Below are 20,709 nucleotides of genomic sequence, written 5' to 3' on the forward strand. Positions count from 1 at the left end.
AAAATAAATAACGAAGGAGAGAAGCGATGGAAAAGAAAATATGGGGATGGTTGTTAGTAGGGGTTATATTTTTGGGCTGTGTCTTGCCGGCTGTAAAGGTAGACGCGGATATGTTTGATTATTATTGGGAGGGGCGAGCAAGAAATCAAACTTGGATGAGCGACCTCAAAGATAATACACGTTTATCAGAACTGTCAATCCCGGGAACACATGATTCAGCATCACATGGGATCAAGAACAGTACAGGACTCGGATATGCTAAGACACAAAGTATTGACATCACTCGGCAATTAAATAATGGCATTCGGTTCTTAGACGCACGTGTGTGTGAAACAAATGGTTCGTTTGCAATGCATCATGGTGTGTATTACTTAAATTCAATGTTTGGAGATGTCCTGAATAGCGTCACAAGCTTTCTTAGAAAAAATCCGGGCGAAGTTGTGTATATGCGCTTAAAACAAGAGAATAGTTCAGTAAGTGACCAAGTATTCAATCAAGTTTTAAACGAAAAATACCTGAAAAATAGTTGTTGGAAAGACTTCTTTTATTATGGGCGTAGTAATCCAACTTTGGGAGAAACTAGAGGGAAAATTGTTATTTTACGTAATTTTTTAGGAAATAGTGTGGGAATTCCTTACCCAAGTCAATTTGATATCCAAGATTATTGGGATCCCGCAGATCCTGCAGATAAACGCTGGGCGATTGAACAGCAATTGGCAAAAGCCGCAAAGAGTCAAGGAACAGATAATATTAAGTATATTAATTATTTAAGTGCATCAAATTTCTTTTACCAAATTAAAGGTTTTGCAGAAAAAATGAACCCATTCACTGTAAATTATATCCGAAATAATCAAGTGAAACATGTGGGCATCGTAGCGGCTGACTATCCAGGTAGTGAATTAGTGAATACCATTATTGATCTAAATAACCGATTACTAAAAAATCCAGAGAAACATGGCGAATATTCTAGTTCAATTGTGACGATTCAAACACTATTGGACACGAATAAAGTGATTGATTGGTATAAAAGTTTTAATAGTGGAATTATCTACCCTAATAACAATGGAAGTAATCAAAAATGGCAAATGTGGTACGATTCAAACGCAAAAGCCTATCGCATACATACATATGACTATGGCCATCTTGCATTAAGACAAGCGACTACGCCTTATAATACCTCAAGATATAATGTGGTGATTGAAGGTGCGGATGACAGTAACAGGGGGTTGTGGCAACTCATTCCAGCAGGAGAACATGGCAAGAACAAGGTATACTACTTGAAAAATTGTGCAAGTAATCTTTATTTAGATGTAAAAAGCAGTGTGCATGATCCTTCAGGTGAGTTGATTACTTTCCCATATACGGGAGAAACAAATCAAAAATTTGTGATAAATGTAATCAGATAAGAAAAGATGACCGCCATGTCTATCCTTTCATTAGATTTTTTGTCTAACGAAAGAGATAGACGCATGGCGGTCATCTTTTTTCTTATTAGCGATTAGCAATAGGCATTGCTGCAAATTGTTCAATCAATGGTACAAGTGTTAATTTCACTTTGTATTTTCGTTCAAGTGCTTTTTCAATGGTAAATTCGTTGACTGTTGTCATTGAAATTTCAGCGAGTTTACGAGGTTCATCTGTTGTTTTTTCAAAGATGATTGCAGTATCTGCTGTTTTTTCAACATAGAATTTTGGATATTCTGCAACAGCGGCTGCAAACTGATCAAAGTTCAAGTCAGATGTAGCTGCTGGCGCTTTTTCAGTGACAGGTTCTACGTTGACTTCTTCAGTTGCAACTGATTTTTCTTTTGTTTCTTGCGCTTCAGTAGCAGGAGCCACTGGTGTTGAAACAACTTCAGCAGTTGGTTCATTGTTTTTCATTCGTTGGTCGTTCCAGTAAGAAACGATTTCGATCAATAGGTTATCGCGAAAACGTTCAAAGATATCTTTTTCGCCAGAACGAATACGTTTCAACACGCTCGTAAAGTTATCATCAATTGGCACGTTGATGCGAGTGGATTCATTTGAATTTCCAGCCAACCCAATTGTTAAGATCTGACGATTCTTTGGATCAAGCATTACTTGTAAGGGTAAGCCATAACGACGTAAACTTTCTTCTTCTAATGAATTGAATAGTTGACTTCTAATTCCATCTAAAGAGGGACGAAATTGATTTAATAATTTTTGTTTTTGTTTTTTCTTCATATTTTTGATTTCTCTCCTTCACTCATACCTTATCGATTATAAGAAAAATTTTGCCAATTGAAAAGGATTTAAAGGAAAAAACTTATGTAAGTACGCATAATGTTCCAATAATCGTTCTTTTTTGTCGAAAATTTTTGTTTTTTTAGATTAAGGGGGGAAACCAATAAAAAATTTTCCCTCAAAAAATAAGAAAAGAAGAGAAAGGGTCAAAAAAGAAAGCTTGGACAAAAAATTGTCCAAGCTTTCTTTACTCTTTTGGTAGTAACGCAAAAACGTTTAGTTCTGGTGAGTAGATAATTTCATGATCTTTCCAGTGAGTCACCATCAACGAATGATCCAAGCGTTTTTTGATCTCTTGGATTTTTTGATTATGTGACATATTTCTGGCTGGAAAGTGTTGGATTTTATCTGATTCAATCAAAAAGATAAAATCTGGATGAAATGTCTGAAGAATCTCTTCGGGTAATTCTTCTAATCTTTGGATAGGGTTCATACTTTCACCTACTCAATTAAAATTCAGTTGTATCAGGATTTTTAGCTTTACCCACGACGCCATCTAATGAATCGATTTGTGCCATTTCTGTTTCAGTTAATTCAAAGTCAAATAATTCTGTATTTTCTTTGATTCGACTTGGTGTGACCGACTTAGGTAAAGGTAAAAAACCATGTTGTAATGACCAGCGTAAGGAGATTTGTGCGATTGTTTTTCCATGGGCTTCAGCAATTGTTTGCATTTCAGGAACATCAAAAATTTTCCCCGTTCCTAAAGGACTGTAAGCTTCAAGAATCATATCATGTTGCCGAGCATAGTCCACGACTTCCGGTTGTAGTTCACCAGGTGCTAAGAAAATTTGATTCACCATTGGCATGATGCTTGCTGTTTTGGCTAAAGCATCTAAATGATGAGGTAAGAAATTACTTACACCAATTGCTTTGATTTTACCTGCTTCATATAACTCTTCAAAAGCACGCCAAGTTTCAGCATTTGCTTTTTCCCAGTTTTCACGGAAGGTAATTGGATTTGGCCAATGAATAAGAAAAAGATCAAGATAGTCTGTTTGTAGTTTTTCTAAAGACTCTTCAAAGGAAGACATTACTAGATCATAGCTATGATTGGTATTCCATAATTTCGTTGTTAAGAAAATCTCTTCTCTAGGAATACCACTTTCTTTGATTGCTTGACCAACACTTTCTTCATTTTTGTAGCCTTGTGCTGTATCAATATGACGATAACCAGCTGCTAATGCTTCTTTCACAGAGGCAACAGCTACATCGCCATCAGGGGTTTGCCAAGTACCAAAACCAACGACTGGGATTTCATAACCATTTGCTAAACGATACGTGCTTGTTAAGTTTTCCATATTCACATCTCCATTTCTCTTTTCTTTCTCTAGTTTAGCGCATTTTTTACAAAAAGTAAGGCCTCGTGCTTTGATTTTTCTAGCGAAAAAGGAAAAAGAAATATGGAGAAAAAATCTTTTTGATGATGCTAGCTTTTTTTTATTTTTTCAGTACACTAGAAAAGAAGGGAATGAGCACATGGATATTTATTTAAAGAAGGCAATCTTGCATATTATTGATCGTGAAACAGGTTCACCTGTTTTTTCACAAAAAGAATTGGACTTGACGAAGGACTTCATTCGTGATTTTTTGCAAAAAAAAATTCAAAAAATTTCTTCTGCGCAAACTAAAACGGGGCATTTGGCAGAAGACAGCGATTTTGCTAAAAGTATCCAACACTTTTCTGACGATTTTATCGTAGCGAGTGAAGAAATCGTAACGCGCTGGTATGAAATCTATCAAGAAAGTGAAGAAGCACCAAGCGCTGATGTATTTATTGTGATGTATGAAATAGATACAGAATTATATGTAGCACTATTAAAAGTAAACTATCGTGAATCATATACTCATTTTGTTGAGGCAGATGAAACGGGAATTGAAAACAAATTGATCTTGAATCGTGCAATTTTAGGCTCTAAATCTCAAAAAGCAGATGAAGCAATTGCAGTCAATCTGCGGGAGTTATCTTATGAACTCTTGGAGAAAAAATATGAATTTTCTGGAAAAAAAGAGTGGTACTTCTCAGAAAAAGTGATCGAAAGTGTACCAGCACCTTCGTTAGAACAAAATGTCAAAGTGATCCAAAAAGTGGCGAAACAAATAGGAAAGAAATTTGAAACGGAAGAGTTTGATATGGTTGCAGATTTGAAAGAAGCTGTTTACGATACCATCGAAGAAAAAGGTCGTCTTGATCACGAAATGATTGCTGAAAAAGTATTCAAAGAAAATATCTCTGCTAAGATGGCTTTTAAAGAAGAAGTACAAGAACATGGTTTTGTTCCAGAAGCAATTCCTGTAAGAGAAGTACAAGAAATCTCAGAGAAAAAATTTGGCAAACAAAAGTTCAAATTATCTAATGGAATTGAATTGATTGTTCCAGTAGATGTTTATCGTAATCCAGATTTGATCGAATTTGTGAACAATCCAGATGGAACAATCTCTGTAATGATCAAGAATGTCGACGAAGTGTTGAATCGACTATAAGAAAAGTCAGATCGTTCCACGATAAGTGAAATAGAAAGCAAGAAAAAAAGCAGTTCAGATATATCTGAGCTGCTTTTTATTTCAAGATCATGAAACGTTACTCCATTTTTTCTAATGCTTCTTTAGGAACATCAGTTTCTTTGACTTCTTCCCAACTCATGACGCCTTTACGTGGATTGACCTTAAGTTTTAAATAGGCGTTTAGCTTTAAAGGCCGTTCTCTCGCTTCATTTAAAGTAACTTGTTTCGCTTCCCCATTTTTATTGTAAGCATTTTGTTTATACGTATATGTGGTATAGGATTCTCCGTTATCAGAGCGTTCAGTATGCTTTTCCCCATTTGTAGTAATTTCAGTATAGTAAGTTTCGCCACCATAAAAATAATTATAAGCGAACATACTTCCACCAATAAAGACGGCTAGTAGGGCAACTAATCCAATTATTTTTTTCATATTTTTCACCTCTGTTCTCTATTATTCCTGAAAAAATGTGATTCGTCTATTGAATCTTCTCAAACTAGTTTTATTTATAAAAAACTATACAAAAAAGGACATTAGAAAAGCGAATGTACACGAAAGTGTTCTTAGTTGACTTTGACCAATTTTGACGTATAATAATCATTGTTCCAGTCTTACAAAAAGTAAGGAGGACATATTCGTTTTTATTTTACAAAAAAAGGACTATAATAAAAACGTGAGAGCTGAAAGTTCAGTGATCTATATTATTTAGGAGGTTTGTAAATTATGGCAAAAGAACATTATGACAGAAGTAAACCACACGTTAACATTGGTACCATTGGACACGTCGATCATGGTAAAACCACTTTAACTGCTGCAATCACAACAGTATTAGGGAAAAAAGGCCTAGCAAATCCTCAAGACTATGCAAGTATTGATGCAGCTCCTGAAGAACGTGAACGTGGAATTACAATTAATACAGCACACGTAGAGTATGAAACAGATAAACGTCACTACGCACATATTGATGCACCAGGACATGCGGATTACGTTAAAAATATGATTACCGGTGCAGCTCAAATGGACGGTGCAATCTTAGTAGTATCTGCTACTGATGGCCCAATGCCTCAAACTCGTGAACACATTTTGTTATCACGTCAAGTTGGTGTTAAATATCTAATCGTTTTCTTAAACAAAACAGATTTAGTTGATGATGAAGAATTAATCGACTTAGTTGAAATGGAAGTTCGCGAACTATTAAGTGAATATGGGTTCCCAGGTGATGATACACCTGTAATCAAAGGTTCAGCTTTGAAAGCTTTACAAGGTGATCCAGATGCTGAAGCCGCAATCATGGAATTGATGGATACAGTTGACGAATATATTCCAACTCCAGAACGTGATACTGACAAACCATTATTATTACCAGTGGAAGATGTTTTCTCTATTACTGGTCGTGGTACGGTTGCATCAGGTCGTATCGATCGCGGTGCTGTTCGTGTTGGTGATGAAATTGAAATCGTTGGTATCAAACCAGAAACTCAAAAAGCAGTTGTTACAGGTGTTGAAATGTTCCGTAAAACACTTGATTATGGTGAAGCAGGAGATAACGTAGGTGTACTACTACGTGGGATCCAACGTGAAGATATCGAACGTGGACAAGTAATTGCTAAACCAGGTTCAATCACACCACATACAAAATTCAAGGCAGAAGTTTATGTATTGACAAAAGAAGAAGGCGGACGTCATACACCATTCTTCAATAACTACCGTCCACAATTCTACTTCCGTACAACGGACGTAACAGGTACAATCGTATTGCCAGAAGGTACAGAAATGGTTATGCCTGGCGATAACGTAACAATCGACGTAGAATTGATTCATCCAGTCGCAATTGAAAATGGTACAACATTCTCAATTCGTGAAGGTGGACGTACTGTTGGTTCAGGTATCGTTACTGAGATCGAAGCATAAACACGTTTAAAAATAATCTGAACACAACTAAAAAGGATTCCAGAAATGATTTCTGGAATCCTTTTTTGCTATTTTTTAAACCATTTTTTCAATCCTTTTTGTAAAGGACTCATTTTTCCACTTTTTTCAACAGGAGCATTGTCGATAATCAGTAACGCAATCATGACATACGCAATCCAACTATCTCGAGAATAAAGGGTATATCGAGGTGTCCAATGTGTTGCATATTTTTCTTTGTATTCACGTAATCCATGGAAAGAATAAAAATGGGAACCAAATTCATAAACCAAGTAAGCAATTCGCTCTTGAAGAAAACTTTTTCTAGACGTTCCCACATTCGAAAGAGGGGCCATTCCTAGGTTGAACCATTGAATCCCTTGCTCTTTCATATGAGTGAACAAGTGGATGAATAAGAAATCCATGCTACCAGAAGGCGCCTTTTTTGGATCATAACGCATCAAATCGATTGTTCCAACTTTGTTATCTGTATAAGTTGGCATAATATTTGCAAAGGCAACTATTTCTTTTTCGGAATTTCGGACAACAGCAATAGGTCCACGTTGAAGATAATCTTCAGCAAAAAATCCTAGCGAAAACCCTTTTTCTTTACGACTGCCGAGCCAGTTATCGGAAATTTGTTTAAATGTTTGCATTTGTTCTACAGAAAATGGAGGCGAAAGGACTTCAAAAGTAAATCCATCACGTTCGATTCGATTAATGACTGCCCGAGTACCCTTCATTTTCTTCCCAGAAGTAGTGAATTCAGGTAGTTCAACGTACGCTTCTTCTCCCATTTTGATGAAATCATAGCCTACGTCATGGAGAATCATTACAAGTTCTTCACTTGACTCATAAAAAACAGGTAAGTAGCCAAGACGATCCGTTTCTGTAATAAATGCTTCAATTGCTTTTGGAAAATCTTCCTTTTTCCCAGAAGGATCCCCCATAACAACACACTTATTATTATAAGAGGCAAACTGTAATAATACAGTTGGTTCACCATTTGATTCGTAAGTGAACATCCGTTTATCTTTCAAGAAAATAAGTTGACTATCGGAATTCCCTCCATAATTAGCCAGCACGGCTGTTGCTTTTTCTTCATCAAAAACTTCACCCACTAATTTCTTTTTTCCCTGTAAGAAATGAACAAAGAGGATCATGATCAAGCTAACCGTAACAATTGCTAAGAAACCAGAGAGCCAGATTTTTTCAGATGGAAATAGAAAGAATGAAATAAAGTGATGCTTCCGATGGGGAAATATCGGCAGATTATAGACGCCAATTACCAGATATAAAATGGTTAATGTGCCAATCAACAAGCCATCGACGGTTAACCATTCCCAAGAATAAACTAGTTGTTCGCGAAAAAGCTCATTTTTTGAAGCAATGATGATCACTAATAATAGGGTCAAGAAAATTGATCCAGTCAAGGTGAAATCACCAAGGATAACATACAGTAACGCAAGACCTACAATGATAATTGTTGGTAAATAGGCACGAGTGACTCGTGCAGCGATTCCGCGTCCCATAATCAATAATAAGAAACCTAAAATAATGCTTGGAAACTGAACGATAAAATGGAATTTTAGTGGATTCAATGTGTGCAACCAATGAAACTCCGAAAAAGCTTGTGGAATTGTAGCTGATAATACGAGCATGATGCCAGAAAAATAAAGTAAAACAACAACAATTTTGTGCGCAATTTCTGTCGCCAGTTGTCTAGGAATACCAGAATAGCGCTGATTGAAAGAGGCACCGATATTTTTGAAGAAAAAGACGATACCCAATAAAAATGGAATAAAGTAATAAAAAATCCGAAAAAGTAAAATCCAGACCACTACGATTTCACGAGGAATCCCGATTGCTGATAACCCGAGAATCATCATTACATCGAAACTTCCAATCTCACCGGGAATCATCGATACGATCCCAATCACAGAAGCCGCAATAAATAAAGGAATTGTCTGCCATAAATCAATCGGAATCTCCATTAAAAAACCGACCGAAAGAAAACTTAGCAGGACACCTGTCCATTCTAAAAAAGAAACAAGCAGTAATTGCCCGCGTAGCTTCCAAGTCAAACCACCCAAGTATCCTTCTTTCTTTAAGGTAGTGACTAACAAGACAACTGGAAAATATAGCCCACCACCAATTAACCAAATCCAATATTGTTTGATGAAGGGAGTCACAGGAGTAAAAAGCACCAGCAAAAATGACAATAAACTATAGATAGAGAGTCCTGCCATCAAAAATAAGAAAATTTTCGAAAGGGCCTGCATGACTTTCTTTCCATCTTTTTTCTGTCCATAAAGTTCTGAACGAAGACCGATACTTACAAAACCACCAAAACCTGCTACATTGTTAATCGTATTGATCAACCAACTTGTTTCGAGTAAATAACTCCACGACAATTTTTGACCTAATAAACGATTTAAGATTACATCATAACCAATCATTGGTGCGACACAAAGTAATCCAATGATGAACATCAAAAATGTTTTCCAAATCGGGATATTGGAAAAAGTCTGAGCTAGCTGATCGACAGACAACGTCTTACCGATTGATAAGAGTTCTCCAAAAATAATCACAACAACAGAAATTAAAAAAATTGTTTTAAATAGTCCTAAATGATTCTTAAACCATTGAAGGGCTGTTTTTAACACATAAATCACCTACTATTCTTCTAAAAAATTTAGTACTTCTTGATTGAATCTTTTTGGATCCTGACGCGCTAATTGATGGCCACTTCCCTTTACAAGTACAAAGGAAGCGTTAGGCAAAGTTTTTGCTAAGAAAAGCGAGTGCTTGAGCTTGATCACATCTTTTTTCCCAACTAAAATCAGTGTCGGACAAATAATTTTGCTTAATTGTGTTTCAGTCAAACCAACATTATGTAACAGTAAAGAAATCACTGCTAATTTTTTTCGTAATTTTGGCCAAAACAAGGAAGCAATCCAAATCATGCCGTAGTGAAGATAGCTAGCAACCAATGGAAGTAGGCGGACACCCTGAACTAAAGTGTTTCCGGAATTCAAAATCAAACGATGAACATTTTTTGGATACGTACTTGCGAAAACCAAAGCTAAATTAGCACCATCGCTAAATCCTAAAATATCCACTTGTTGGATATTTTCCAAAACTAATATCGTCGCTAAGTCTTCTGCCATTAAATTGAAGCTCAAATTAGCGGATTCGTTAGTTGAATGACCTTGACCGCGACTATCAATTAAATAAACTGTGAAATGTTGTTCAAAAAGTGGAACTTGTTGTGAAAAAAAAGTTCCATTGCCCCCATTACCGTGGAGCAAAAAAAGAGGGAATCCACTACCACTTTTTTCATAATAGATTTGACTGCCGTCTGCCATTTTTGCATATTTCTTTTCTTTTTTCACATAATCACCTACTGTTTAAAGTATAACGATTTTTTCTGTTTTTAGACAATTGTTTTTCTTGAAACTTATCGATCAATTTTGTAAGTTGACAAATTTTATGGGAAAATTTCATTTTTTATTAAGTAATTTACAGAAAACAAATAAGAAATGGCGAATCTTGAAAAGAAATAGTAAGATAAAAAAAGATGTCTAAATAACTAGGTGATGTATGATGAAGAAAAAAAGATTTTCAATAATGAAAGCTTTCTTTTTTACGATACTACTCGTGCTCGTTGGAGGCGCAATTTTTTTTGCTAATCGAACGTACCAATCTGTAAAAAAGGTAGAAGCTTATCAAACAGAAATAACAGAAGCTACACAAAAATACCAAATGGAAAATGACGAAACTTTAATCAAAGCGATTATTTTAACGGAATCAAAAGGTTCTGGAAAAGATTTGATGCAGAGTTCTGAAAGTGCGCATGGTGAAACGAACGTGATTGATGATCCACAGGAAAGTATCAATCAAGGTGTGAGCTATCTGGCAGAAATGATCGCGGAAGCTAAAAAACAGGGGTGTGATTTAGCAACTGCCATCCAAGCGTATAACTTTGGTAAGGATTATATTGCGTATGTAAAAGAAAACGGTGGTGAAAATACAGTCAAGTTAGCTGAAAAATATTCTAAAACAATTTTGAGTCCATTGTTAGGAAATGAGGAACAGACACAGTACCGCTATTGGCGAGTCCAATCTGTTTTGTACAATGGTGGCTATCTTTACCATAATGGAGGAAACATGTTCTATGCGGATATTGTGATGATGAATGAAAAGATAATCCAAGCATATGAAAAAATATTTAATTAAGTAAAGGTGAAAGTATCATCTGTCTAAATTTTTATTTAGACAAATTTGAGAAACAGACTTTATTTTTTTGAGTGGAGAATCTGTTTGAACCCTAAAAAAACAAGTTGTTTTTAAGTCAGGAAAACGCTAGACTTAAAGACGTGATTATTTTTGAAAGTTGGCGAAAAATGGAAAATAAAAAAATGATGGGTCTAACACAGGAAGAAGTTAGACAAAAGCTGGCTTTAGGTCAGCAAAATGACTATCAAGAAGATGCTTCAAAAACAACTAGACAAATTTTCAGCGATAACATTCTGACATTATTCAATTTTCTGAACTTTGGGATTGGTGTCTGCTTACTTTTAGTTGGTGCTTACTCCAATATGGCTTATATCGCCATCATTGTCATGAATATCGTTATCGGAATCTATCAAGAGATTCATGCACGAAATCTTGTTAGAAAATTGTCGATCGTTTCTCAATCTGAAGTAACGGTTGTGCGTGAGGGAAAAGAGCAAGCAATTTCAACAAAAGAGCTTGTGCTGGATGATTTAGTAAAAATTGGTGCGGGAGAACAGATTCCTGCAGATCTGCAAGTGCTGAGTGGTCGAGCAGAAGCAAATGAGGCTTTATTGACGGGCGAATCGGATCTTATCGTTAAGGAAGCTGGAGCAGAATTACTCTCTGGGAGTTTCTTAACAAGTGGTTCAGTTTTTGCGAAAGTGATTCGGGTTGGAGCAGACAACTATGCTGTTCGTTTAACGAGCGAAGCTAAAAAACATAAAAAAATTCAATCTGAATTAGTTGACTCAATCAGAAAAGTATCGAAATTTACCAGTTTTGTCATTATTCCATTAGGGATTATTTTATTCTTGCAAGCATTATTTATTAGAGATGCGTCAATCAAACTATCAGTTGTTGCTTCAGCTGCTGCGTTACTAGGAATGTTGCCAAAAGGATTGGTATTATTAATCAGTATTGCTTTGACAACTGGAGTTACAAAGTTAGCAAAAAAACGGATACTTGTTCAAGACATGTATGCAATTGAAACCTTAGCTCACGTCGACACACTGTGTTTGGATAAAACAGGAACAATCACGGAAGGGAAAATGAGTATCCAGCATGTAGAAGCATTAGATAAACGTTACGAAAAAGCAATTCCAGAAATTATTGGGACTTATTTAGCAGAAAGTAATGACAATAATGTGACGATGCAGGCTTTACGTAATTATTTTGCGGTTTCCAATCGCTATCAAGTAGAAGAGGTCTTAGCGTTTTCTTCTGATCGAAAATGGGGAGCAATGGAATTCCCTGAATTAGGTGTAGTGTATGTTGGGGCACCAGAACGATTAGTTCCACAAAGTCAGTTACCAGAACGATTGATGTCTGCACAGGCAAATGGTTATCGTGTCTTGATGTTAGGCGTTGCGCCTCATCAAAAATTATCTGAGGATAAACCAACCGGTGTTGAACCCATTGCTTTATTTGAAATTGACGACCCTATTCGGAAAAATGCACCAGAAACATTAGCTTATTTACATGAAGAAGGTGTGGATCTAAAAGTTATTTCTGGTGATAATCCTTTTACTGTTTCTAATATTGCGAGACGTGCAGGCTTGCCTAATTATGATGCATATATTGATCTTTCAGATTTAATGAACGAGGAAGATGTTCGAAAAGCTGCGCATGACTATACAGTTTTTGGTCGGGTAAGTCCTCAGCAAAAGAAAACTCTTGTCAATGAGTTAAAAGAGAGTGGTCGGACAGTTGCGATGACAGGGGATGGCGTAAATGATGTATTAGCACTTCGTGAAGCTGATTGTAGTATTGCCATGGCGGAAGGCGATGGGGCAACTCGCCAGATTGCTAATTTAGTTTTACTTGATTCAGATTTCACGACATTGCCAGAAGTTTTGTTTGAAGGCCGCCGAGTGGTTAACAATGTGACTAAAGTTTCGGGAATTTTCTTTATCAAAACAATTTACTCCTTCATTTTGTCTATCATATGTGCGATTACAGCAGTTGGGTTCCCGTTTATTCCAATTCAAATCACATTAATTGATCTAGCTATTGAAGGGTATCCGTCATTCTTCTTGTCTTTTGAGCAAGATAAACGAAAAATAAATTATCGCTACTTGCCGACAGCGCTGATCAATGCTTTACCAAATGCAATTTTGGTTGTCTTAAACGTTGTGACGGTTTATCTGTTGGGACAACGATTGGACTGGTCAAATGGTGAAACGACAACATTGATGTATTATTTATTGATTGGCATTAGTTGTTTAGCTGTAATCAAAGCATGTTATCCTTTCAATCCACTACGAATTTTCTTAGCTGTAACGACAATTGTTGGGATCTATGTAGCAGCGATGCTTTTCCATGGCATTTTAGAAGTAAACTTAGGCGTGGGAAATCAACTTGGTTTATTCGTTGGGTTCATGGCAATAAATATTGTTCTTCGTCTAGCGTATTGGCGTGCGAATATTCAAGAAAAGCTATTGAATAAGTTTGCTTAAATGATTCATTAATTTGTTAGAACGTTATACTTGAAAAAGAACAGGAATATGATACAATCAAACATGTATAATTGTGTCCTTTAAAATCGCGCTGATTTCGGTTGGTGCGATTTTTTACCGGTTATTCTCCTGATAGATTTACTCGATTTTTATGGAGTATACAAATGAGGGGGTGGAAACAATGGTTCAGCGAATTCCTCAGGAAGTGATTGAAAATATTCGAAGTCAAACGAATATTGTTGAGGTGATTGGACAATATGTTCAATTAAAGAAATCTGGGAAAAATTATTTAGGACTTTGTCCCTTTCACGAAGAAAAAACACCTTCGTTTTCCGTAGCTGAAGATAAACAGATCTTTCATTGCTTTGGCTGTGGAAAGGGTGGAAACGTCTTTACTTTTCTTCAGGAACTTGAAGGATTGACTTTTCCAGAATCAGTTGTAAAGGTCGCAGAATTTGAACAAATTCCCTTAGCAGATCAATGGAAACAACAAACATATGTTGTTAATGAAACAGATTCAGCTACTGGCAAACTACTCGTGGCACATGAAAAAGCTGTAGAAGTTTATCACCATATGTTGTTACACACGAAAGCCGGACAGCCTGCACTTGATTATTTACTGAAGCGTGGTTTGACAATGGAACTGATTGAAACGTTTAAGATTGGTTTCGCACCAAATGAACGTTCCTTTTTAGTTCAAGTGTTCAATAATGAGTCATTATCGAGTGATGTCTTTGAACGTTCAGGATTGTTTATCAAGCATGATGATGGTAATTTCTCTGATCGATTTTATCAGCGTATTATGTTTCCAATCAATAATCCACAAGGACGAACGATTGGTTTTTCTGGTCGATGGTTAGCACCAGAGAAAGGGCAAGAAAAAGATCAACCTAAGTATTTAAATAGTCCAGAAACAGAACTATTTAATAAGCGCCAAGTTTTATTTAACTTGGATAAAGCAAGAAGTGAAATCCGAAAAAGTAATGAAATACTACTGTTTGAAGGATTCATGGATGTGATTGCAGCCTGGCAAGCTGGAATCAAGAATGGCTTAGCTTCAATGGGAACCAGTTTGACTGCTCAACAAATCCAGCAAATGGAGCGCTTAACAAAAGAGCTTGTATTTTGTTATGACGGTGATCAAGCAGGGTTTGAGGCTACCAATCGTGGAATCGAACTTCTACGTGAAAATAGTCGATTGCAGTTATCTATCGTGGTTGTGCCAGAAAAACTGGATCCCGATGAATATTTACGAAAATATGGTGAAGCATCCTTTCAGGAATTGATTCAACATGGTCGTGAAACAGTCTTTACATTTAAAACACGTTATCTGAAACAAAATAAGAATTTAGATAACGAAAAAGATAAGTTAGATTATCTCCAAGAAGTGTTGATTGAATTAAGTAAAGTAGTCTCACCAATTGAGCAAGATATGTATCTATCACAGCTAACAAGTGAATTTCAAGTTAGTCGTGAAACGATTCAAAAACAATTGCGTGAGTTGAAACGAACAAACCGACAAGAACGGCAACGAGCTGCCGAACCGAACATGCCAGTGGTAAAGCAGGAGTTACCGCAACAAAAACAACCGCTGACACAAGTTGAAAAAGCGGAGCAAATGCTGTTGTATCGTGCGTTCAAAGAAATCTCAGTTCGGAATCTTCTAAAAGAACAAGAGTTTCAATTTATCCATGATGAATATGCAGAAATCTATTTTTTATTTGATGCTTATTTATCACAATATGAAGAGTTTAACCTTGCAGACTTTTTAAACTTTTTGCAAGATGAAAAAATTAGGCGTTTAGTGGTTGAGATTGCTTATTTGCGAGTGGCCGAAGAAAGCTCTACGCGCGAGATTCAAGATTTACTGGCTGTTATCAGTAAATCTGGCTTAGCTGATAAAATAATCGAAAAAAAACAATTGCAGCAAGAAGCCAGGCGTACAGGTAACAAACAGTTAGAATTAGAATTGACAATTGAGATCATTAATTTAACGAGACAGTTAAAACAAGCCAAATAGCTACTTGAAGGGGGCCTTCTTTTATGGCAAATGTAACGGATAAGAAAAAATATGAAGCAGCAGTAACAGCTTTCATCAAAGAACACAAACCTAAAAGACAAGTTGTTTATGACGATTTATCAAACCAACTTGCTACACCATTCACATTGAATGCTGAGGAAATGGACAAATTGATCCAAAAAGTTGAAGATGCTGGAATCAGTGTTGTTGACGAAAATGGTGAACCATCAATCCACAGTTTAAAAAGTGGTGAGAAAAAAGCTGAAAAAGCAAAAACAGAGGATCTATCTGCACCAACTGGTGTAAAAATCAATGATCCAGTTCGTATGTATTTAAAAGAAATCGGCCGAGTTTCCCTTTTAACAGCTGAAGAAGAAGTAGCACTTGCCTTAAAAATCGAAGAAGGCGACCAAGAAGCTAAACAACGTTTAGCTGAAGCAAACTTACGTCTAGTTGTAAGTATTGCGAAACGCTATGTGGGTCGTGGTATGCAGTTCTTAGATTTGATCCAAGAAGGAAATATGGGTTTAATGAAAGCCGTTGAAAAGTTTGATTACCGTAAAGGATTCAAATTCTCAACTTATGCAACTTGGTGGATTCGTCAAGCAATCACACGCGCGATTGCTGACCAAGCACGTACGATCCGTATTCCAGTTCATATGGTCGAAACAATTAATAAATTGATTCGTATCCAACGTCAACTACTCCAAGATTTAGGTAGAGAACCAACACCTGAAGAAATTGGAGCAGAAATGGACCTACCTACAGAAAAGGTACGCGAAATCTTAAAAATTGCTCAAGAACCTGTCTCATTGGAAACACCAATTGGTGAAGAAGATGATTCACATCTTGGAGACTTCATTGAAGACCAAGAAGCTACAAGTCCTGCTGAACATGCAGCTTACGAATTGTTAAAAGAACAATTAGAAGATGTGTTGGATACACTGACTGACCGGGAAGAAAACGTGTTGCGTTTACGTTTCGGTTTAGATGATGGTCGAACAAGAACCTTAGAAGAAGTAGGGAAAGTTTTCGGCGTAACACGTGAGCGTATTCGTCAGATTGAAGCAAAAGCCCTAAGAAAATTACGCCATCCTTCACGTTCAAAACAATTAAAAGATTTCTTAGAATAAAAAACAAAAAGCTGACACAAAACAAATCAACGTTTTGTGTCAGCTTTTTAGTTGATCAAATAAAAAAATTACGTAATATCTATTTTCTAATACTTATGATGGAATTTAAAAATATTTTTTAATACAAAAAAAATTTTTAGTCCTTATTTTTAACGTTCGATTTACTTATTTGTTAGAAAATCGTAAAGATAAACTATTGGCTGATAGGTCAGAATGTGATAGATTAAATGTTAGCGTTAAACTTAGTTAAAGGAGCCGATCACTAAGTGAAAAAAAAATGTCCAAAATGTGGATCGAAAAAGATTAAAGGTCAAAAAGTTTGCCCAGATTGTGGCTTTAGCCTTGAAGAAAAAGATCAGCACATTCAAAATAAACGAGATGTTATCGAATCGAAAGACCAATCTCTTGAACAACTTCCTGAAGAGAATAACCAACCAGATTTTCCAGATACAGAGTTAAATGACCCAATTGAATGGTCAGAACTAAAAGATTTACCACTTGAATCAGTTATGGAATTGTTTGATGCCTCGGAAAAGTCAGAAGCAGCACCGGAAAAAGAAACTGCGGGTGAACGATTGGAAGAAAAGAAAGAGAAAGCTGTCAAGCCTATGAAAAAAAATCGAGATAAGCAACCAAAGGATCAAAATGAAATCAACACTGAAAAAGGACTTTCAGTTGATGAAGTAGTTGAAAAAGAAAAACAAGAACGTATTACACAACTAAAAGAAAATGTAAAAAAAGAAGATGATCAATCAATTCTTGCAGCCTATATCCAAGCACATCGTGAAGACGTGGATGAAGAACAATCAAAAGAATTGATGCAAATGATCCATGAAAAGATTGCTGCTAATCAGACATCTGAGATTGCAGAAGGTGCAGCAGATAACAAAGAAGAAAACAGTGCTGACACGGAAGCTGTCGTGTCTACTTCTGCTAAAAGCGACGACGAAAAAGGAGAAAAAATAGAACGTTCAGAAGAGTTGGTCACGAAAGAAAAATCTGCTGTGCCAGCTGTTGAAGGGCGGGAATCTAAAGTTGACGAAGCGGAAAAAACAGCAGAAGAACCAATAGCTGTTTCTCAGAAACAATCAGCAAAGGATGAATCTTTAAAGCTTGCTAAAGTAGGTTCAAATGAGCATTTAAAAAAAGCTTCAAAAAAAGAAGAAGTGAATTCTCCCGAATATGATGCTACTGTGAATCAACCAGTAGAAGCGGACGAACCAACTGAACAAATGACTAAAAAGCCTGCTGTAGCGTCTGTTAAAGCAAATCAAGAAGCTGGAAAAGAACCAGCAATGATAACTCCAAACCCAGAACAACCAACTGGAAAATCCAAAAAAGTTAAAAAAGGACCTTACCTACTGTTAGCTGCAGTTATTTTACTAGGTGTTGGTGGTTGGGCATACTATGACAATCAACAAAAAGTCGAAGCTGAACGAATTGCTGAGGTAGCCAGACAAGAAAAAAAAGTCTCTGAAATCAAAAAGGAACTAGCTAGTTTTTACTTTGGTGATAAAAATGAATTCATTCGTACAGACCACTTGAATCAAGATTTGTCGAAAATCAAACAAGAGTTAAACGAAGTTGATTCTACAAAAGATTATCAAGAATTGAATGAGACGTATGATGATATTCAAGCAAAGATAATCAATATCAAAAAAGTAAATGATTTGTTTATTGACCCAGTAATTGAAGATGATCATTTAGCCGAAAAACCAGTGCTAAGAAATACTGATAAAATCGAAGCAATTGAAACCGATGATTCAGATTTTGGTGAACTTATTCAAAAGGCCCAGCAAGAAGCGCAGAAACAACTCGAACAAATTGAAACAGCTGAAGAAAAGACAAAAGTTGTTTACCAAGATGAAAAAGTTGTTGAATCAGCTACGCGGGATCAATACAAAACAGCGAAAGAAGCTGTTGATAAAATTGTAAACAAAGAACTTGCCGATTCTTTCAAGCAACAATTAACAAAAGTAGATCATCAATTATCGGAGAAAGAAAAACAAGCAGCTGAGAAAAAAGCTGCAGAAGAAAAAGAAAAACAAGAAGCAGAGCAAAAAGCAAAAGCAGAACAAGTTGCTGCGGCTCAAGCAGCTCAAGCAGAAAAAGCAGCTCAGGAAGCTGCAAAAGCAAACACAGCTTCTAGTAACACAACTGTTGGCTCAGGCTCAACAGCGAATCAACCGATCATGGGAACAAATGCAAGTGATGTTGCAGATAGTTCCAACGCAGCGTGGAACTGGGCATCTGGAGTAAGAGAAAGTGTCATCGCTACTTGTATTCAACGAGGCTATATTGTTGACGGCGGCTATAAGTTAGAAAAGGCACAAATCAGAAATGGTGAAGGCTACTACAATCTTTACGCAACTTCAACTAAATCTTCGCTAATGAACGGTATCGGTGAAAGTGCTTTACCATTTTATATCGTAACAATCAACTGTAAAACAGGTTGGTTTGGTGGAAATGGAAGTAACTAAAAAATTACTAATTAAACAAGCGAATGGCTTAGGCGAATCTAGATAGATGATCGCCTAAGTTTTTTTATGCCTTACTGCTTGGAACATTGTTCTTGGTGAAAGCTGTATGTTATGATAGCAGAGAAAAGTGATGGGAAAACAAAGCCTTTCAATTAAAAGGAGATCGAAATGAATAATTTATTAGCAAATATATTTACAGGAATTATTATTGATGAAAATGAAAAAAATTATTTTGTCCAAAAGAATGGACAAACTTTTGGTTTAAGCAAATCAGAAGGCGAGCATAAAATTGGTGAAGCGGTTGAAGGATTTGGCTATCAAAATCAAAAACATGAAAACCGTTTAACAACGTTGATTCCTAAAAGTCGCATTGGTCATTATGCTTTTGGAACAGTAACAGCAACTAGAAGAGATCTAGGTGCTTTTGTGGATATTGGCTTACCAGATAAAGATTTTGTTGTTTCTTTAGATGAATTACCAACAATGACGGAATTGTGGCCTAAAAAAGGAGATCGATTAATGATTGCCTTGAAGGTAGATGCAAAAAATCGTATTTGGGGTGAGCTTGCGGACGAAAAAATCTTTAAATCATTGAGTAAGCAGGGGAATGAAGAACTAAAAAATAAAGATATTTCGGGAACGACTTATCGCTTGAAATTAGCAGGAACGTATGTCTTGACCGATGATTTTTATGTGGCGTTTATTCATCCGTCTGAACGTTACCAAGAGCCGCGCTTAGGTGAACATGTAAGTGGTCGTGTTGTTGGTGTTCGACCAGATGGTGTTTTAAACATCTCTCTGAAACCACGCGCCCATGAAGCAATTAGTGATGATGCACAAATGATTTTGACGATTTTAGAACGTTCGGCAGAAAAACAATTACAATTTACGGACAAATCAGATCCAGAAGATATTATGAAAACTTTTGGAATCAGTAAAGGTGCTTTCAAACGTGCAATGGGAAATCTGATGAAGCAAGGATTGATTAAGCAAGAAGACGGTGTGACGAAATTAATCGAAAAATCTAATTGAGAATATCTTGCATGTTTTTCTTAACTAGCTTATAATTATTATAATTTAACAGAGTATTATTATTTACTTATTTATAATTATTATAAATTGTTGGAGTTGAATTAATGAATGAATGCTATATTAGCAATGAAGAAAACGAAACAACAATTACATGAATCAGGTTTTAAATTGACTCCGCAGCGAGAGGCGACGCTACTTGTGCTCTTAGAAAATGAAAAGGAGCATCTGTCTGCCGAAGAGATTTTCTTTTTAGTTAAGAAAAAAAGTCCAGAAATTGGTCTTGCAACGGTTTACCGCACGTTAGAAATTTTGACTGATTTAAAAATTGTCGATAAAGTAAGCTTCAATGACGGATTAGCTCGTTATGATTTACGAAAAGATGGTGCGAAGCATTTTCACCACCATTTACTATGCCTTAATTGCGGTGCTATTGAGGAAGTCGAAGAAGACCTTTTGGGAGAAGTTGAAGAAGTTGTTGAAAAAAGATATCATTTTTTAGTGAAAGATCATCGTTTGACCTTTCATGGAATTTGTCATAACTGTCAAGAAAACGAAAAGAGAAAGTAGCCCGTCTGTTGAAAGACGGCTTTTTCTTTGTGCAGATAACGTAAATGGACTATCGAAATAAAGGTGT

At 36.2% G+C, this 20,709-nt stretch carries 16 protein-coding genes; 10 read left to right on the forward strand and 6 right to left on the reverse strand.

Translation table 11 applies throughout. From position 1 onward, the window contains the following. Positions 1–26: 26 nt before the first annotated feature. Entirely contained in the window at positions 27–1,406 is a 1,380-nt protein-coding gene (locus DOK81_RS08275) for a phosphatidylinositol-specific phospholipase C domain-containing protein (protein WP_206909973.1), read from the forward strand. An 85-nt stretch (positions 1,407–1,491) separates the two neighbouring features. On the opposite strand, the gene DOK81_RS08280 is transcribed toward DOK81_RS08275, so the two are convergent. The 3 genes from DOK81_RS08280 to DOK81_RS08290 form a co-directional block, all read right to left on the reverse strand. Continuing rightward, on the reverse strand, positions 1,492–2,205 hold the full coding sequence (locus DOK81_RS08280; RefSeq protein ID WP_206909974.1) for a hypothetical protein: 714 nt from the start codon (positions 2,203–2,205) through the stop codon (positions 1,492–1,494). A gap of 247 nt (positions 2,206–2,452) precedes the next feature. After that, a complete protein-coding gene (locus DOK81_RS08285; RefSeq protein WP_206909976.1) occupies positions 2,453–2,698 on the reverse strand; it encodes a hypothetical protein in 246 nt (81 codons plus the stop codon). Positions 2,699–2,714: 16 nt separating this feature from the next. Next, the gene (locus DOK81_RS08290) at positions 2,715–3,566 is read right to left on the reverse strand and encodes an aldo/keto reductase (protein WP_206909978.1); all 852 of its coding nucleotides are present in this window, start codon (positions 3,564–3,566) and stop codon (positions 2,715–2,717) included. A 178-nt stretch (positions 3,567–3,744) separates the two neighbouring features. On the opposite strand from DOK81_RS08290, the gene DOK81_RS08295 reads away from it, so the two are divergent. After that, positions 3,745–4,749 carry a nucleoid-associated protein gene (locus DOK81_RS08295; protein WP_206909980.1) on the forward strand — a complete coding sequence of 335 codons (1,005 nt, stop codon included), beginning with the start codon at positions 3,745–3,747 and terminating at the stop codon, positions 4,747–4,749. 97 nt (positions 4,750–4,846) lie between these two features. On the opposite strand, the gene DOK81_RS08300 is transcribed toward DOK81_RS08295, so the two are convergent. Beyond that, entirely contained in the window at positions 4,847–5,200 is a 354-nt protein-coding gene (locus tag DOK81_RS08300) for a YxeA family protein (protein WP_206909982.1), read from the reverse strand. Between the two features lie 291 nt (positions 5,201–5,491). On the opposite strand from DOK81_RS08300, the gene tuf reads away from it, so the two are divergent. Further along, entirely contained in the window at positions 5,492–6,679 is a 1,188-nt protein-coding gene (gene tuf, locus DOK81_RS08305) for an elongation factor Tu (RefSeq protein WP_010719593.1), read from the forward strand. 68 nt (positions 6,680–6,747) lie between these two features. On the opposite strand, the gene mprF is transcribed toward tuf, so the two are convergent. Then, positions 6,748–9,342: a bifunctional lysylphosphatidylglycerol flippase/synthetase MprF gene (gene mprF / locus DOK81_RS08310; protein ID WP_206909984.1), complete on the reverse strand. Its 2,595-nt coding sequence runs from the start codon at positions 9,340–9,342 to the stop codon at positions 6,748–6,750. Positions 9,343–9,354: 12 nt separating this feature from the next. Next, complete coding sequence (locus tag DOK81_RS08315) at positions 9,355–10,071, reverse strand: alpha/beta hydrolase (protein ID WP_206909986.1); 717 nt, start codon at positions 10,069–10,071, stop codon at positions 9,355–9,357. Between the two features lie 211 nt (positions 10,072–10,282). On the opposite strand from DOK81_RS08315, the gene DOK81_RS08320 reads away from it, so the two are divergent. The 7 genes from DOK81_RS08320 to DOK81_RS08350 all read left to right on the forward strand — a co-directional run bounded on the left by DOK81_RS08320 (position 10,283) and on the right by DOK81_RS08350 (position 20,642). Then, on the forward strand, positions 10,283–10,915 hold the full coding sequence (locus DOK81_RS08320; protein WP_206909988.1) for a lysozyme family protein: 633 nt from the start codon (positions 10,283–10,285) through the stop codon (positions 10,913–10,915). Positions 10,916–11,097: 182 nt separating this feature from the next. Next, on the forward strand, positions 11,098–13,410 hold the full coding sequence (locus DOK81_RS08325; protein WP_206910111.1) for a cation-translocating P-type ATPase: 2,313 nt from the start codon (positions 11,098–11,100) through the stop codon (positions 13,408–13,410). A 181-nt stretch (positions 13,411–13,591) separates the two neighbouring features. Then, on the forward strand, positions 13,592–15,430 hold the full coding sequence (gene dnaG, locus DOK81_RS08330) for a DNA primase (protein ID WP_206909990.1): 1,839 nt from the start codon (positions 13,592–13,594) through the stop codon (positions 15,428–15,430). 23 nt (positions 15,431–15,453) lie between these two features. Beyond that, positions 15,454–16,563, forward strand: a complete 1,110-nt coding sequence (gene rpoD, locus DOK81_RS08335) for an RNA polymerase sigma factor RpoD (RefSeq protein WP_206909991.1) — start codon at positions 15,454–15,456, stop codon at positions 16,561–16,563. A gap of 266 nt (positions 16,564–16,829) precedes the next feature. Next, positions 16,830–19,043, forward strand: a complete 2,214-nt coding sequence (locus DOK81_RS08340) for a cell division site-positioning protein MapZ family protein (protein WP_206909993.1) — start codon at positions 16,830–16,832, stop codon at positions 19,041–19,043. Between the two features lie 168 nt (positions 19,044–19,211). Beyond that, positions 19,212–20,075, forward strand: a complete 864-nt coding sequence (locus DOK81_RS08345) for a S1-like domain-containing RNA-binding protein (protein WP_206909994.1) — start codon at positions 19,212–19,214, stop codon at positions 20,073–20,075. Positions 20,076–20,183: 108 nt separating this feature from the next. Further along, a complete protein-coding gene (locus tag DOK81_RS08350) occupies positions 20,184–20,642 on the forward strand; it encodes a Fur family transcriptional regulator (protein ID WP_277988522.1) in 459 nt (152 codons plus the stop codon). Positions 20,643–20,709 lie beyond the last annotated feature (67 nt).

The organism is Enterococcus sp. DIV0660C (assembly GCF_017316125.1).
GTDB lineage: Bacteria > Bacillota > Bacilli > Lactobacillales > Enterococcaceae > Enterococcus_B.

Bases quoted from the DNA above. Each gene is read 5' to 3' on its own strand.
- DOK81_RS08290 (WP_206909978.1), bottom strand. From the start codon at position 3,566: ATGGAAAACTTAACAAGCACGTATCGTTTAGCAAATGGTTATGAAATC.
- DOK81_RS08345 (WP_206909994.1), top strand. From the start codon at position 19,212: ATGAATAATTTATTAGCAAATATATTTACAGGAATTATTATTGATGAA.
- DOK81_RS08300 (WP_206909982.1), bottom strand. From the start codon at position 5,200: ATGAAAAAAATAATTGGATTAGTTGCCCTACTAGCCGTCTTTATTGGT.
- DOK81_RS08325 (WP_206910111.1), top strand. From the start codon at position 11,098: ATGATGGGTCTAACACAGGAAGAAGTTAGACAAAAGCTGGCTTTAGGT.
- DOK81_RS08275 (WP_206909973.1), top strand. From the start codon at position 27: ATGGAAAAGAAAATATGGGGATGGTTGTTAGTAGGGGTTATATTTTTG.
- tuf (WP_010719593.1), top strand. From the start codon at position 5,492: ATGGCAAAAGAACATTATGACAGAAGTAAACCACACGTTAACATTGGT.
- rpoD (WP_206909991.1), top strand. From the start codon at position 15,454: ATGGCAAATGTAACGGATAAGAAAAAATATGAAGCAGCAGTAACAGCT.
- DOK81_RS08295 (WP_206909980.1), top strand. From the start codon at position 3,745: ATGGATATTTATTTAAAGAAGGCAATCTTGCATATTATTGATCGTGAA.
- DOK81_RS08285 (WP_206909976.1), bottom strand. From the start codon at position 2,698: ATGAACCCTATCCAAAGATTAGAAGAATTACCCGAAGAGATTCTTCAG.
- DOK81_RS08350 (WP_277988522.1), top strand. From the start codon at position 20,184: ATGAATGCTATATTAGCAATGAAGAAAACGAAACAACAATTACATGAA.
- DOK81_RS08280 (WP_206909974.1), bottom strand. From the start codon at position 2,205: ATGAAGAAAAAACAAAAACAAAAATTATTAAATCAATTTCGTCCCTCT.
- DOK81_RS08320 (WP_206909988.1), top strand. From the start codon at position 10,283: ATGAAGAAAAAAAGATTTTCAATAATGAAAGCTTTCTTTTTTACGATA.
- dnaG (WP_206909990.1), top strand. From the start codon at position 13,592: ATGGTTCAGCGAATTCCTCAGGAAGTGATTGAAAATATTCGAAGTCAA.